At 72.7% G+C, this 14,244-nt stretch carries 11 protein-coding genes; 6 read left to right on the top strand and 5 right to left on the bottom strand.

Annotated features, from left to right (window positions below):
* Positions 1-336: 336 nt before the first annotated feature.
* On the top strand, positions 337-1,725 hold the full coding sequence (locus ACFWI4_RS23790) for a YhgE/Pip domain-containing protein (protein WP_387199567.1): 1,389 nt from the start codon (positions 337-339) through the stop codon (positions 1,723-1,725).
* An 81-nt stretch (positions 1,726-1,806) separates the two neighbouring features.
* Here ACFWI4_RS23790 and ACFWI4_RS23785 read toward each other — a convergent pair whose 3' ends face one another.
* A complete protein-coding gene (locus ACFWI4_RS23785) occupies positions 1,807-2,778 on the bottom strand; it encodes a helix-turn-helix domain-containing protein (RefSeq protein WP_387199564.1) in 972 nt (323 codons plus the stop codon).
* Between the two features lie 206 nt (positions 2,779-2,984).
* Between ACFWI4_RS23785 and ACFWI4_RS23780 the strand changes: the two genes are divergently transcribed.
* Positions 2,985-4,472, top strand: a complete 1,488-nt coding sequence (locus tag ACFWI4_RS23780) for an ATP-binding protein (protein ID WP_387199561.1) — start codon at positions 2,985-2,987, stop codon at positions 4,470-4,472.
* Here ACFWI4_RS23780 and ACFWI4_RS23775 read toward each other — a convergent pair.
* The 3 genes from ACFWI4_RS23775 to ACFWI4_RS23765 all read right to left on the bottom strand — a co-directional run bounded on the left by ACFWI4_RS23775 (position 4,469) and on the right by ACFWI4_RS23765 (position 6,997).
* Positions 4,469-5,713 (bottom strand): cytochrome P450, encoded by a 1,245-nt coding sequence (locus ACFWI4_RS23775; RefSeq protein WP_387199559.1) that lies wholly within the window; start codon positions 5,711-5,713, stop codon positions 4,469-4,471. The genes ACFWI4_RS23780 and ACFWI4_RS23775 overlap by 4 nt on opposite strands.
* Positions 5,714-5,909: 196 nt before the next feature.
* A complete protein-coding gene (locus ACFWI4_RS23770; protein ID WP_387199556.1) occupies positions 5,910-6,323 on the bottom strand; it encodes a DUF6114 domain-containing protein in 414 nt (137 codons plus the stop codon).
* Positions 6,323-6,997 carry a DUF6230 family protein gene (locus ACFWI4_RS23765; RefSeq protein ID WP_387199553.1) on the bottom strand — a complete coding sequence of 225 codons (675 nt, stop codon included), beginning with the start codon at positions 6,995-6,997 and terminating at the stop codon, positions 6,323-6,325. The genes ACFWI4_RS23770 and ACFWI4_RS23765 overlap by 1 nt, the downstream gene beginning before the upstream one ends.
* 715 nt (positions 6,998-7,712) lie before the next feature.
* On the opposite strand from ACFWI4_RS23765, the gene ACFWI4_RS23760 reads away from it, so the two are divergent.
* A complete protein-coding gene (locus tag ACFWI4_RS23760) occupies positions 7,713-8,378 on the top strand; it encodes a Tat pathway signal sequence domain protein (RefSeq protein WP_387199550.1) in 666 nt (221 codons plus the stop codon).
* Positions 8,379-8,396: 18 nt separating this feature from the next.
* Here the strand turns inward: ACFWI4_RS23760 and ACFWI4_RS23755 are convergent, their stop codons facing one another.
* Positions 8,397-9,347 (bottom strand): lytic polysaccharide monooxygenase, encoded by a 951-nt coding sequence (locus tag ACFWI4_RS23755; RefSeq protein WP_387199547.1) that lies wholly within the window; start codon positions 9,345-9,347, stop codon positions 8,397-8,399.
* Positions 9,348-9,845: 498 nt separating this feature from the next.
* Between ACFWI4_RS23755 and ACFWI4_RS23750 the strand changes: the two genes are divergently transcribed.
* The 3 genes from ACFWI4_RS23750 (at position 9,846) to ACFWI4_RS23740 (ending at position 14,124) form a co-directional block, all read left to right on the top strand.
* Positions 9,846-11,045: a damage-control phosphatase ARMT1 family protein gene (locus ACFWI4_RS23750; protein WP_387199544.1), complete on the top strand. Its 1,200-nt coding sequence runs from the start codon at positions 9,846-9,848 to the stop codon at positions 11,043-11,045.
* A 160-nt stretch (positions 11,046-11,205) separates the two neighbouring features.
* On the top strand, positions 11,206-13,383 hold the full coding sequence (gene cyc2, locus ACFWI4_RS23745) for a germacradienol/geosmin synthase Cyc2 (protein ID WP_387199541.1): 2,178 nt from the start codon (positions 11,206-11,208) through the stop codon (positions 13,381-13,383).
* Positions 13,384-13,488: 105 nt separating this feature from the next.
* Positions 13,489-14,124: a PDZ domain-containing protein gene (locus ACFWI4_RS23740; RefSeq protein WP_387199537.1), complete on the top strand. Its 636-nt coding sequence runs from the start codon at positions 13,489-13,491 to the stop codon at positions 14,122-14,124.
* Positions 14,125-14,244: the final 120 nt, after the last annotated feature.

The following is a 14,244-nucleotide window of genomic DNA, read 5'->3' as shown; positions in this document are numbered from 1 at the left end:
GACCGCGCTGACGAACGTACGACCCGAAGGGCGCCCCCGCGACCGCAGAATCCGGCCCCGGGAGGGGCGCCGAGAAGGGTTGGGTCAGGGCCGCCGGTGGGTGCGCGCATGCGGAGCCGTGCGACGCCGCCCGGCGGCCGGGGTGTGCAGCGCCGCCGGTGAAGCCGGGGGCCGCCGCCCGGGGTGAAGCCGGGGGCCGGCGTCCCGGGTACGGCGAGTCGTCGTCCGTGACCCGCGCGGACCCCCGATCCTGACCTCACGCGCGGTCCCGGACTCCCCGGCCGGGGGCCGCGCGCCCAGCGCCGCCCCGTACCGCCCCGGAACCTACGGAGAACCATGGACGCCGACAGCAACCACCCCGCGGACGACGGCGCCGAGGAGCCCCGGGACACAGCGGACGCGGGCGCCGGTGACGCCACTCGACGCCCCGCCCAGGCCCGCGCCGCGACCCTCCTGCGCCGCCCGAAACTGTGGCTGCTGCCCACCGTGCTGACGGGCCTGCTCGCGCTGCTGCTGTCGTTGCTCTACATGGGCGGCATCGTCAACCCGAACGGTCATCTGCGTCATCTGCCGATCGGGCTGGTCAACGAGGACACCGGGAAACCGCCGCCGGGGCAGCGGCAGAACGTGGGCACCCAGGTCACCGCGGCCATCGCCGCGAACGGCACCGGGGGAGCGGCGAGCTGGCGCCGGCTCACCCGCGCGCAGGCCCAGGACCAGCTCTCCTCCGGCAAGATCTACGGAGCCCTCGTCGTCCCCGCGGACTTCACCGACTCCCTGACCGCGCTGACCACGGCGAACGCCACGGTCCGGCCCACCATCACGGTCCTCACCAACCCCGGTGTGGGCAGCCTGGGTTCGTCGCTGGCCGGCCGGATCACCACGGCCGCGGCGCAGCAGACCTCCGTGACCATCGGGAAACAGCTGACGTCGTCCCCGGTGACCGCGCGGGCCGACTCCACCACCCGGCTGCTCCTCGCCGACCCCGTCCAGGTCGTCACCCGCATCGGGCACCCCATCGGCGCGCACAGCGGCCTGGGACTCAGCGCGTTCTACTACACCCTGCTCCTGGTGCTCGCCGGGTTCCTCGGCGGCAACCTCATCAGCACCGGCGTCGACACGGCCCTCGGCTACGCCGACAACGAGATCGGCCCCTGGCACACCCGCCGCCCGACCGTCCCGATCAGCCGTACCCAGACGCTCCTCCTGAAAATGGTCATGACCGCCGGGATCACCGTGCTCACGGTCTCCCTGGTCATGCTGGCCACCGTCGCGATCCTCGGCATGGACGCCACCCATCTGCCGTTGCTGTGGATCTACTCCTACTGCGCGAGCCTCGCCGTCGGACTGGGCGTCCAGGCGATCAACGCGGCGTTCGGCGGGATCGGGCAGCTCGTGTCCATGTTCGTGTTCATCGTGCTGGGCCTGCCCTCCTCGGGCGCCACCGTCCCGCTCCAGGCCGTCCCCGGCTTCTACCGCTTCCTGTCCGTCTTCGAGCCCATGCGCCAGCTCAGCGACGGGGTGCGCGCCATCCTCTTCTTCGACGCCCGGGCGGATGCCGGGCTCGGCCGCGCCTGGCTCATGATCGGCGTCGGCGCGGTGCTCGCCCTCGTCTTCGGGTTCGCCATGACCCGCTACTACGACCGCAAGGGCCTGGACCGGCTGACACCCCAGCCGCCGCCCCACCCGCCTCACCGGGCCGGCCGTCCCGCGCCCTCCGCCTGAGGCCCTGCGAAGGGGACCGGTGCCGGTACCGGTACCGGCAATGGCGTCGGCGTCGGTGTCGGTGGCGTGGAGCCGCCCGGGTCACGTTCCGCGGACGCCGCTGCGCATCTCCCGGGGGCTCACCCCGTACCGCTGCCGGAAGGCGGTGCTCAGGGTGCTCGCCGACGAGAATCCCGAGGCGTAGGCCAGATCCGTGATCGTCAGATGCTCGCAGTCGCCGCACCGGAGCCGTTCGCGGACCAGACGCAGCCGCTCCTCGCGGATCAGGTCGCGGGGTGTGGTGCCCGCGCGCTGGAGGGCCAGCTGGATCTGGCGCAGCGACCAGCCCAGGGCGCGGGCCATGGACGTACCCGTGAGACCGGGATCGGCCGCGTGCTCGCGGACATGGCGGCGCACCACCGCCTCCACGTCGGTCAGCCGGCCGGCGCCGTCGGGCCGGTCGTCACCGGTGGTGAGCATGCACAGCAGCTCCACCACACGGTCGGACACGGCGTTGAACTGGCAGTCGTCGAGGTCCTCGCGCTCCGCGTACAGACCGTCGATCATCGAGCGGACGACCCGGCCGAGGCCCCTGCTCAGATCCAGGCCGACGGCCAGCGGCGACCTGCGGTTCAGCGGGCCGTCCAGCTCGCGGGCCGGGATCGTGAGGACGAACGCCTGGGTAGAGGCGTCCTGGAGACACTGGAAGGGCGATCCGAACGACACGAGGGTGCCCGTCCCCGGTGCCAGACGCGTCTCGTGACCGTTCTGGCGCAGGACGATCTGCCCGGTCAGCGGAAGCAGCAACCGGTAGTCCCCGTCGGGGTCCTCGCGGATCTGCCGCGCGGTCCTGCTGTACTCGATCTCGTCCGACCGGAATCTGACGAGCTGATACACCTCGGTACGCTGACGGACCGTCCTTCCGCGGAAGTCGTCGGTGCGTCCGAACCGGTAGCCCATCCGGGACTGGTACGACCCGATGTGCTCGCTCCAGAAGTCGGTCCGCTCGGTCGGTTCCACCGAGCCCGTCGACCGGGCTTCCACCAGGTAGTTCGCCGTGGGCAAGGCCACCATCGACTCCCGTACGGGTGAGGGCAGTTACGCGGAGTCAGCCTAGAGCACACAGCCGGTGCGCATGGGCGCAACTTCCTTGCGCGCGAGGGAAAGCCCGAAAACCGACGTGAGGCTACCGTCGTCCGCCCCGTCAACTCGCGCCCCACCCCTCACTTTTCCTGCTTCTGCCCCAGTGATGCGCCGTTGCGCAAAAGGACTTGAGGACCATGACCGAACGGATACCGGAGGCCGTGTCCTGGTGCCTGACCGCCGGCCTGCTCGCGGTCGGCGTGCTGCTGACGCGCCAGCGCGGGATCAGCGGACGGCAGCGCCGACGGGCGGACGATCTCTCCCGGGACCTGCGCGCCCGCGACGAAGCACTGCGCCTGCTGGCCGAGTTCCGACTGCCCGCACCGGAGGACACCCCGCACCGGCACCTGGACGAGGGCGCCGGGCACACCGGCCGGCCCGCCGTCCGCCCGCCCGACGCGCGGCTGGCCGGCACGGACTTCGCGAAGCAGCTCGACCTCGTCGCCGAACGCTTCTCGGAAGCGGTGGGACACGCCAGGGCGCGCGCCGACCGTTCGGCGAAGTCCGCGCTCAGGGCCTCGATGCGCTCGATCCAGGCCCTCGCCGACGAGCAGCGGGCGGCCATCGCCGGGATGCGGGACGGATACGACCACCCCGGCATCCGGCGCGACCTCCTGGAGATCGACCACACCAACGCGCAGTTCGGTCGTCGCGCGGAGGCGATCGCCGTCCTGTGCGGGTCCTGGCCCGGACGGCGGCGCGGCACGTCCGCGCTGACCGAGGTGGTGCGGGGTGCCGCCTCCCGCGTCCGTGACTACCGGCGCGTCCGGGTCGACGGCGAGGCAGACGTCGCCGTCGAGGGCCGCGCCGTCGAACCGGTGGTCCTCGCCGTCGCCGAGCTGCTGGACAACGCGGCCCGCCACTCGCGGCCCGGCACCACCGTCGAGGTGACCGTCCTGACGGAGCGCGACGGTGCCCGCGTGGTCGTCGACGACGCCGGTTCCGGCATGGACGACGGGGCGATCGAGCGGGCGGCCGGGCTGCTGACCGGCGGCGACCCGGTGGACGTGACCCGGCTCGGTGATCCTCCTCGGTTCGGCTTCGCCGTCGTCGGCGTACTCGCCGCCCGCTACGGATTCAGCGTCGCGGTGGACGAGCGGTCGCCCCAGGGCGGTGTCCGGGCGGTGCTGTTCCTGCCCGCGGCGCTGCTCACGCGACCGGTCCCGGCCGTGGAGGCGCCCCCGCGGGCCGTGCTCGCGCCGACCGCCGGGAGGGCGGGGTCCGTACCGTCGCCGCTTCCCACCCGACGGTCGGCGGCGCCCGTCGGCACGACCACGGTCGGCGGCCTCCCCAAACGGCGACGCAGGGCCCCGCAGCGCCCGGCCCCGCCGGACCGGACGACCGCGGCACCTGAGCGCCCGGCCGCCCCAGCCCCGGAACGCGCAGCCCAGCCTGACCCGACGGCCGCAGCACCTGAGAGCCCGACGTCACCGGAACGAACGGCCGCAGTACCTGAGCGCCCGGCCCCGTCGCAGCGGGCGGAGGCCGAAACCGAGCGCCCGGCCCCTTCGGAACGGACCGCCGCCGAGCCCGAGCGGCAGGCCCTGCCCGAGCGGGCCGCCGGTGCGCCCGATGACACGCCGGCCGTCGGCGGGGTCCCGCCGGACGCAGGGGCGCGTCCCTAGGAGAGGTGCACCGGCAGTGACCGGTGGCCGTTGGAGATGAAGGAGTCCACCGGCCGCAGCTCCTCCTCCGGGACGGCGAGCCGGAGCCCGGGGAAGCGCTCGAACAGGGCCGGAAGGGCGACCAGGGCCTCCAGACGGCCGAGCGGAGCCCCGAGGCAGCGGTGCACACCGTGGCCGAAGGCGAGGTGCTCCTTGTCGGCCCGGGTGACGTCGAACAGCTCGGCGTCCTCGCCGTGGCGTCCGGGATCACGTCCGGCGGCGGCGTACGCCGCGAGGATCGTCTCGCCCCGGGCGATCACGATGCCGTCGGGGCCGCCCAGTTCGGCGAGGTCGATGTCCTCGACCGCGTACCGCAGTGGCAGGCTCGCGACCGGCGCGTCCGCGCGCAGCGTCTCCTCCACCACGTCGTCCCAGCCGGCCCGGCCCTCCCGGACGTGCGCGAGCTGCTCGGGCCGGGTGAGCAGGGCGTGCACGGCGTTGTCGATGAGGTTGACCGTCGTCTCGTGACCGGCGCTGACCATGAGGATCAGCGTGTCGAGCAGCTCCTGTTCGCTGAGCGCGCCGCCGTCGTCGTCGTCGCGGGCCGCGATGAGCCCCGACGTCAGGTCGTCGCCCGGCGACTTCCGCTTGTCGGCGACGAGTTCGGCGAGAACGACGAGCAACCGCTCGTACGCCGCCGTCATCTCGCCCGGTTCGGCGGAGGTGTCGAACATGCTGTCCACCAGCTCGCGCAGCTCGGGGCCCCGGTCCTCGGGCAGTCCGAACAGCTCGCTGATCACCTGGATCGGCAGCGGATAGCAGAACTCCTCGCGCAGGTCGACGATCTGGGCACCGCGGCCGGCCTTGGCCACGCGGTCCAGCAGCTCCCGGGTGATCTCCTCGATGCGCGGCTGGAGCGCGGCCGTCCTGCGGGCGGTGAACGCCTTGGAGACCAGCGTGCGCAGGCGCCGGTGCTCACCCCCGTACGCCGTGAACATGTTCTGCACGGACACCCAGGCGAACAGCGGCCACTCGGACGTGATCGTGCCGTTCGCCAGCAACGGCCAGTGCTGCGCTGCGTCCTTGGACACCCGGGGGTCGGTGAGCAGCCGCTTCAGCAGCTCGGGACCGCTCACCGCCCAGGCCCGCACACCGCCGGGAAGCTCCACCCGGGCCAGTGGTCCTCTCGCGCGGATCAGGGCGGCCTCTCCATGGATGTCGCGTCCGGTCGCGTCGATCACCAAAGGACGTGCATCTACCATCGGGAACCTCCCGGCAGTCGAACTCCGATTCGCATACGGCGCGTCACGCTACGCGACGGCGCGGAACCGCCGGGACGCCGGTGGTGCCGGATGCGTACGGTGCCAACTTCCCTGCGCGTGGGGACAATTGCCCCTTCCTGATGTATGCGGGCTGGCCAGCCGGGGTCGAGATCCTGCCGTTCTCTCTCCCCCCGCCTCAGGCGTGCCCGCGCCGCAGCAGCCGCCTGCGCGGCTTCTGGTCGGGGAGCCAGCCGAAGGCGAGACAGCTGCCGACGGCCCCGAGGAGCAGGCCGACGAAGAAGCCGCCGAGGTTGGAGGTGACCCAGGTGCCGAGCGACAGCAGGATGCCCAGCAGGGAGTAGAACAGCCGCTGGGCCGGGTTGAACAGGATCAGCAGACCGCACAGCAGCATCGTCGTCGGCAGCAGATACCCCGCGAGGCCCTGCATCCCGATGTGCAGGACGACCTTCAGCGACGCCTTCTCGGTGAGGAGGATCTCCGCCCCTCCCAGCGCGAGCAACAGCCCGCCCCAGAACGGGCGGTTCGCGCGCCACCGCCGGAAGGTCTCCCGCACGTCCAGGGCCTCCTCCTCCTGTGTCTCGGCACTCATCAGCAGCCTGTGTCGCTGAAGCGGAGCTTGAGACCGGGGAGCTTGAACACCCCTGCTGTGGTCGCGTAGTTGGTCTGGCGCAGGTTCGCGATGCGCACGGTGTCGGCCTGCTGGCTGAACACGCCCTTGGGACCCTGGACCCCGGCCTTGTCGAGCGTGCTGGCGTCGTTGCCGATCTCGATGTTGTTGAATGAGGCGTTGCCCGACAGCTCGGTGGAGTCGGTGGTCAGGTCGGTCGCCTGAACCTTGTCCGACCCGCTGCCGGCGGTGATGAGCAGGTTCGTTCCGCCCAGGTCGACGCTCTGGCACAGGTGGTCGAGCGTCGCGTTCTTGATGGCCGAGGTGACGATGAGGACCTGGCCGCCGGTGTCGCCGGCGTTCGGGCTGTCGTCCGCCATGTTGTCGAGGCCGCCGAACTGCTCGAAGCCGGTGCCGTTCAGCTCGGTCGCTGTGACCGTGAAGGGCATGCCGGAGATGGCGAACTGGACGCCGAGGGCGCCCTGCGCCGTCGCGATCATCAGTCCCGCGGCGACCACGGTGGCCGGTACCGCCATCACGGCGGCGCGGCGCAGCCGGACCCGTCCGCGTCTGTCCTGGCCGTCGGCGGCTGAACCGCTTTCCGGGGTCTCGGGTGTGGAACCGTTGGACGCCGTGGCGTCCGGGGACGAGGCCATGTCTGCTCCCTGGGCACGTTCGATGCTGATATCGATGCGGGTGGGGCTCCATCGGCACGTTGTCCTGGCGCGGACAGCGGCTGCCGCGCACGCCCCCTCGCGCCTCCCGGCGGTTGCAAGGGCTTTCTCGTTACGCGGCAGTAGCCTTCGAGGAAGTTACCGGGGGTTACACGAACGGGTCAAGGCGCGTGTGGGAAAACCGTGCCAGTTGTGTCCCACCCGTGAACAGTCGTCCGCCGGACAGTCGCACTGACCTTCAACTTCCTTGCTGCGCCTTGACGTTGACCATCCATCAGGTCTACAACTCTCCCTGTTTCACGGATCCGTGGCGCCGGATCCGTCGGCCGACGCGCCCGTCACCTCCCGGACCCCGCTCTGCGGGGCGGTCATGGCGTGTTCCGGAGCGACCGTGGCGCGCGTACGCCGAATTGCGCGCCTCCCGGCCGTTCCCCGTTCCCGTGGCACCGGTGCGGTCACCTTCCCCCCGAGGGCCGTGCCGGTCGCCCGGCTGTCGCTGCCGGACCGTGGCGTACGGAGAAGGCGTCACGGGCCGGCGGCGGTCACTCCCCGCACCGCACCCGCACGCGGGCACGGCATCCTCGCCCGCCGTCGCGCGGCCGTTCCATCCCGCACACGCGCCACCTTCTCGACCCGCACCCCCGCGCCCCGGCGCGGTCAGGCACCCACACCCCCATCGGAGAAGAGGCACCCCCCCATGCGTACTCGAACCCTGCTCGCCCTGGCCGGCGTCGTCGCGGCCCTCTCGGCGTCCGCCGTCGTCCCGGCCTCCGCCGACGACGTGGCCGTGCTCACCACCGGCAGCGCCGCCGGAACCCCCGTCGCGGTCGGCGACGTCCTCGCCGCCTCGCTGGCGAGCGGCACCAACGCCACGCTCTACTCCAGCAGCACCGGCACGAGCGGTGTCTCCTGTTCGGCGTCGACCTTCACGGCCGCAGCCGCCGACAACCCGGCGTCCCCCGGCACGGCCACCGAGTCCCTCACCGGCCAGACCTTCAACGCCAGTTCGTGCAGCAGCAACGTCGTCGGCGTCCTCGGCGTCACCAGCATCACCGTCGACAACCTGCCCTACAGCACCACGGTCGGCTCCGACGGGACCGTCACGGTCACCCCGGCCGCCGGCTCCACCATCCAGACCACGGTCAAGCTGCGCTCGCTGCTGGGCACGCTGACCTGCGTCTACCGGGCGAACAGCCTCTCGGGCACGGCGGACAACAGCGACAACAGCATCAACTTCACCAGCCAGCAGTTCACCAAGTTCTCCGGCTCGTCCCTCTGCTTCGCGAACGGCTACTTCACCGCGAAGTACGCACCGGTGACCGACACCAGCCAGACGGGCAGCCCGGCGGTGTTCGTCAACTAGCCCCCACGGGAGACCGGTTCACTGCCGGCGTCGCAGCACCACGGCGACGCCGGCAGTGAGCAGCAGCGCCGCTCCCGCCCCTCCGGCGACCATGGGGAGGGCGGGGCCGCCGCCCGAGGTGTTCTCGGCGGCGGGGGCCAGATGGTCGGTCCCCGCCTTCTCGGCGGCCGAACCGGCCGCGGTGGAAGGCGAGTCGGCGGACGGTGACGCGCTCGCGGGGCTCGGCGTCGGGCTCGACGAACGGGTCGCCTTCGGGGACTCCTTGGCGCTCTTCGCGCCGGAACCGCTCGCGGCGGTCGCCGAAGTGCCGCTGTTCCCGGCCGAGGCCGCGCTCCCGCCGGAGAACACGACGTCCGAGCACGAGTAGTACGTGTCCGGGGTGCTGGAGGTCTGCCAGATCGTGAACAGCATCTGACGGCCCGTGCGTCCGGTCGGCAGCGTCGCCTTGATGCGGTAGGCGCCGGCGACCAGCGCCGGGTCGGTGACCGTCGCGAACGGCTTGTCCGGCAGGTCCGACCACTTCAGCGGGCGCGTCGGGCTGTAACCCTGCTTGGTCAGAAAGAGCTTGAAGGTCCCCGCGTGCGCGATCGTCGAGCTGTACTTCATGGTCAGGGACGCGCCGGCCACCAGCGGCGTGGCCGGGAAGTCGGCGCGGGCCAGGTCGAGACCCTTGTAGGCGGGCAGGTTCCCGCTGCACAGCTTTCCGTCCGGGATCACCGAACGGTCCCGGCCGTTCACATCGGGCACCCGGAGGTTGTCCCACGCCACGAACGACTGGCCGTTCGCGGCTATCGCCGCCCGGCAGGCCGCCGTGCCCTGGCTGCCGCCGTCGGGCGAGCACGCGTACACCCGGCTGACCGGCGACGTGGGTGCGCCGTGCGCCGACGCGGTCCCCGCGGCCCACGTGGTGAGCAGCAGCGGAGCCGCCAGGGCGACGGCGGCCGCGGTGGCGGTGCGGTAGGCGGTCATCCGGGACGTCTCCTCGATGCGTGGGCGAAGCGGTGGCCACCGCGCGCGGACCGGGAGGCGCTCCTCGCGCGGGGCACGATGGGATACGGATCCCGGGCGCCGTGCGTTCAGCGCCGCGGCCCGCGTCGAACGCGCCTCGCGTCGATCGGGCCTCGCGTTGAAGGCACCTTGCGTTGAAAGGGCCCGCGTCGAACGCGCCTCGCGGTGACGGGCGGCGGGACCGCGGGCCGTGTGCCGGTCGGATCGAGGGCCGTGCGCCCGTCGGATCGAGGGTTTTCCCGCTATCCCCGTGCTCCGCCCCCTGCCTATCGTTCAGCGCGACCGCCGACGGCGGCCGCGCACCCCGTGCCCGTGACCGGGGCCGTGCGCGGCACACCGCGGCGCCGACAGCTCGATGCCGACCGACCCAGGCAGAACGCTGAGCTCTACGGGGGGAGGGGCCGCCCGGCGCGCATCGCGTCGGACGGCCCCTTCTGTTCAGCCGGTACGGTGAGCCGCATGCGCGATCCCGACGTCCCCGCCCCGTCCGCCGCCGGCCCCGACGACGTCCCGGTCGTCGTCAGCTCGGTCCCGGGCTCGTTCCCGTGGACGGTGCTGGCGGAGCGGCATCCGGCGCTCATCCGCAAGGTGCGGGACGCCTTCCCGTACGGTCCCGAGCAGCGCCACGCCCTCGACGCCCTGCTCCGCAACTGCGCCGAGGGCGTCGTCGAGCCGTTGGCCGAGCCCGCCGCCGACCGCGACAGCTGGGACGCCTGGGGCGGACGCGAGTACTACGGCCGGTCCTGGTTCGACCTGCCCTTCCTGTGGTCCGAGAGCTACTTCTACCGCAAACTCCTCGAAGCCGTCGGGTACTTCGCGCCCGGACCCTGGCAGGGCATCGACCCCTTCCGTCCCTTCAAGCTCGCCGAACTCGACACCCCCGAGGCCGCGGCGGAACTCGCCGCGCTGGACGACCTCGCGCTCCGGACCGCCGACGAGCAGGAGACGGCCCTGCTGCACGGCTCCCTGTGGGGCAACCGCGCCGACCTCGGGTTCAGCCTGTCCGGCGGCCCGGGCGCGGCGGCCGCCGACCACCGGCTCGTGGCGGACGACACGGAGCTGCTGCGGTCCCTGTTCACCGGCGGCATCCTCTGCGTCGTCGCGGACAACGCGGGCCGGGAACTCGTCCCCGACCTCCTCCTCGTCGACCATCTGCTCCGGCACGGCCGGGTCGGGCGGGCCGCCCTGCACGTGAAGCCGTACCCGTACTACGTCTCCGACGCCACCACGGCCGACGTGCTGGACGCGCTGCGCAGGCTGACCGCCGCGAAGGGGGCCGCGGGCGAGGCCGGGGACCGCCTGTGGGCCGCCCTGTCCACAGGCCGGCTCACCGTCAGGACCCATCCGTTCGCCTGCGGCCCGATGTCGTACGACGATCTGCCCGAGGAACTGCGGCGGGAGTTCGCGGCGGCCGACGTGACCCTGCTGAAGGGCGATCTGAACTACCGTCGGCTCATCGGGGACCGCCTCCATCCCGCCACCACGCCGTTCGCCGTCGCGACAGCCGGGTTCCCGGGCGCGGTGGCCGCGCTGCGGACGCTCAAGTCCGATGTGGCCGTCGGGCTCACGGCCGCCGTCGAGGCGGACCTCGACGCCGCCGAGGGCGACCGCTGGCGTACCGCCGGAACGCACGCGCTGATCCAGGCCCGCCGCGGATGACCGCCGCCCCGTCGGCCAGGAGCGGTCAGGTCGCTTCGGGCGGAGTGTCCGCGACCTGACGACATGGCTGTCGTGTGCGGCTTTCGGCCGGGTTCACGCGATGGTGTGATCATGCTCTGGCCTGCGGATGTGCGCGCGGAGCCCTGGGTAGGGCCCGGCCATGACGCAGCCGTTCCGACTCCCGCACTTCTACATGCCCTACGCCGCCCGGCTGAACCCGCACCTCGACGAGGCGCGCGCCCACTCGTCCGAGTGGGCCCGCGGCATGGGCATGCTCGAAGGCTCCGGCATCTGGGAGCAGACCGACCTCGACGCCCACGACTACGGCCTGTTGTGCGCCTACACCCACCCCGACTGCGACGGACCGGCCCTGTCCCTCATCACCGACTGGTACGTGTGGGTGTTCTTCTTCGACGACCACTTCCTGGAGACCTTCAAACGCACCCAGGACCGCGCCGGGGGCAAGGCCTATCTGGACCGGCTCCCCCTCTTCATGCCCCTCGACCTGTCGGACCCCGTCCCCGAACCGGAGAACCCCGTCGAGGCGGGACTCGCCGACCTGTGGGCGCGCACGGTGCCCTCGATGTCCACGGCCTGGCGCAGGCGGTTCGCCGAGTCCACCGAGCACCTGCTCAACGAGTCGATGTGGGAGCTGTCCAACATCGACGAGGGACGGATCGCCAACCCGGTCGAGTACATCGAGATGCGCCGCAAGGTGGGCGGAGCCCCCTGGTCGGCGGGACTCGTGGAGTTCGCCACCGCCGAAGTGCCCGAGTCCGTCGCGGGGTCGAGGCCGCTGCGGGTCCTGATGGAGACGTTCTCCGACGGGGTCCACCTGCGCAACGACCTGTTCTCCTACCAGCGGGAGGTCGAGGAGGAGGGCGAGCTCAGCAACGGCGTCCTCGTCCTGGAGTCGTTCTTCGGCTGCACGACGCAGCAGGCCGCCGAGACCGTCAACGACGTCCTCACCTCCCGGCTCCACCAGTTCGAGCACACGGCGCTCACCGAGGTCCCCGCCCTCGCCCTGGAGAAGGGGCTCACGGCCGCGGAGGCCGGCGCCGTCGCCGCGTACGCGCGGGGCCTCCAGGACTGGCAGTCCGGCGGACACGAATGGCACCTGCGCTCCAGCCGCTACATGAACGAGGGAGCCGTCGGCGGGACGCGGACCCCCGTCCCGAGCGGGCCCGGGACGTCCGCCACGGACATCGGGGCCCTGCTCTCCGCGGCCGGGGCGGAGCGCCTGCGCGCGTACACGCACGTCCCGTTCCAGAAGGTCGGGCCGTCCGTGCTCCCCGACTTCCACATGCCCTTCGAGGTCAGCCTCAGCCCGCACCTCGCGGGCGCCCGCGGCCGTCTCGGCGGCTGGATGCACGCCATGGGCATGCTCCAGGAGGGCGTCTGGGACGAGGACAAGCTCATCGCGTACGACCTGCCGCTCTGCGCCGCTGGCATCCACCCCGACGCGACGCCCGAGGCCCTCGACCTCGGCGCGCAGTGGCTGGCCTGGGGCACGTACGCCGACGACTACTACCCGCTGTACTTCGGCGACCGACGTGACCTGGCCGCAGCCAGGCTCGCCACCGCGCGCCTGTCCGCCTGCATGCCCGAGGAGGGCCAGGAGCCGCCCGTCCCGGTCAACGGCATGGAACGCGGGCTGACCGACCTGTGGCGGCGCACCACCGCGCGGACGACCCCGGAGGAGGCGAGCGCCCTGCGCGCCTCGGTGGAGGTGATGACGGAGAGCTGGCTGTGGGAGCTGTCCAACCAGGCGCAGAACCGCATCCCGGACCCGGTGGACTACCTGGAGATGCGCCGGGCCACCTTCGGCTCCGAACTCACCATGAGCCTGTCCCGCCTCGGACACGGACGGACGGTTCCCCCTGAGGTGTACCGCAGCGGCCCCGTCCGGTCGCTGGAGAACGCGGCCATGGACTACGCGATGCTCCTGAACGACGTCTTCTCGTACCAGAAGGAGATCGAGTACGAGGGCGAGATCCACAACGGGATCCTGGTCGTGCAGAACTTCTTCGGCTGCGACTATCCGACGGCGCTCGGCATCGTCCACGACCTGATGACCCGGCGCATGGAGCAGTTCCAGCATGTCGTCGCCCACGAACTGCCGCTCCTGTACGAGGACTTCAAGCTCTCGGAGGAAGAGCGTGCGGCACTGGACGGCTACGTCCACGAGTTGGAGAACTGGCTGGCCGGAGTCCTGAAATGGCATCAGGACTGCCGCCGTTACGGCGCGGCCGACCTGGCCCGCCGTGCGCACGGCTTCGTACCGGACCAGATGCCCGCGCCGCCCCTGGCCCGGCCGGCGGAGACCGTGGCGCCCTGACGGACGGCCCGTCCGGTCTCACTCGTTCGGGGATCGTCGCGCGCCGGTGCGATGGGTAGGGCAAGAGCCGAAGGCGGTCCGTGGAACACCTGCCGGAGGAGACTCATGGAACAGGCCGCGTTGCGTCCCAAACCGATGCCGGGCCGGGATCCGGGCGGCACCGGTCCGTCCGGCGGTGCTCGCGCGTCCGGCGGCACCCGCCCGCCGGACCGCGCCCGGCCACCCCGTGGAAGCGGGCGCCCGCGCGAGGAGCGGCGGCGCGTCGGGCGGCTGTTCACCCTGTCGGCCGGGGTCCTCGCCGGAGCGGTGCTCGTGCTGTCCGGCGTGGGGATCGGCGCGGTGGGCGTGACGGTGATCGGCGCGGGCGGCCTGTCGGGCCTCCGCGAGCAGGCCGTGGCGGCGGGGTGGCCATGGCGAACGGCCTCCGCCCCGGCCGTGTCCGGGGCGCCGGGGCCGGCCGACACGGAAGCGCGCCGGGGCACCCTCGGGGTCGAGGCGGTCGACGCCCCCGGTGGCGCGGGCGCGCTCGTCGTCGCGGTGCACGACCCCGGTCCCGGCCGCACCGCCGGTCTCGTACGCGGTGACGTCCTGCTCGCCCTCGACGGGACCCGGATCACCTCGGCCGCCGGCCTCGCCCGCGCGGTGGCGGACGCGGCACCGGGCCGTGAGGTCACCCTGCGGGTGCGCCACGCCGACGGCGGCCGCGGGCATCTGACGGCGGTACCGGGCACCGCGACCTGAGACGCCCGGCCCCCCCCCCCCCCCCCCCGGGGCGGCCCCCCCCCCCCCCCCCCCCGGGCGCGGGGGGGGGGCGCGGCATGGGGGGCGCGGGGGGGGGCCCCCGGGGCGGGGGCTGATTGA

Origin of the sequence: Streptomyces sp. NPDC127038, assembly GCF_042725875.1 — a bacterium.
Lineage (GTDB): Bacteria > Actinomycetota > Actinomycetes > Streptomycetales > Streptomycetaceae > Streptomyces.
This window is presented reverse-complemented; position numbering and strand designations above follow the sequence as displayed.

Excerpts from the sequence above, each read along its gene's own strand:
- ACFWI4_RS23790 (WP_387199567.1), top strand. The coding sequence starts at position 337 with ATGGACGCCGACAGCAACCACCCCGCGGACGACGGCGCCGAGGAGCCC.
- ACFWI4_RS23785 (WP_387199564.1), bottom strand. The coding sequence starts at position 2,778 with ATGGTGGCCTTGCCCACGGCGAACTACCTGGTGGAAGCCCGGTCGACG.
- ACFWI4_RS23780 (WP_387199561.1), top strand. The coding sequence starts at position 2,985 with ATGACCGAACGGATACCGGAGGCCGTGTCCTGGTGCCTGACCGCCGGC.
- ACFWI4_RS23775 (WP_387199559.1), bottom strand. The coding sequence starts at position 5,713 with ATGGTAGATGCACGTCCTTTGGTGATCGACGCGACCGGACGCGACATC.
- ACFWI4_RS23770 (WP_387199556.1), bottom strand. The coding sequence starts at position 6,323 with ATGAGTGCCGAGACACAGGAGGAGGAGGCCCTGGACGTGCGGGAGACC.
- ACFWI4_RS23765 (WP_387199553.1), bottom strand. The coding sequence starts at position 6,997 with ATGGCCTCGTCCCCGGACGCCACGGCGTCCAACGGTTCCACACCCGAG.
- ACFWI4_RS23760 (WP_387199550.1), top strand. The coding sequence starts at position 7,713 with ATGCGTACTCGAACCCTGCTCGCCCTGGCCGGCGTCGTCGCGGCCCTC.
- ACFWI4_RS23755 (WP_387199547.1), bottom strand. The coding sequence starts at position 9,347 with ATGACCGCCTACCGCACCGCCACCGCGGCCGCCGTCGCCCTGGCGGCT.
- ACFWI4_RS23750 (WP_387199544.1), top strand. The coding sequence starts at position 9,846 with ATGCGCGATCCCGACGTCCCCGCCCCGTCCGCCGCCGGCCCCGACGAC.
- cyc2 (WP_387199541.1), top strand. The coding sequence starts at position 11,206 with ATGACGCAGCCGTTCCGACTCCCGCACTTCTACATGCCCTACGCCGCC.
- ACFWI4_RS23740 (WP_387199537.1), top strand. The coding sequence starts at position 13,489 with ATGGAACAGGCCGCGTTGCGTCCCAAACCGATGCCGGGCCGGGATCCG.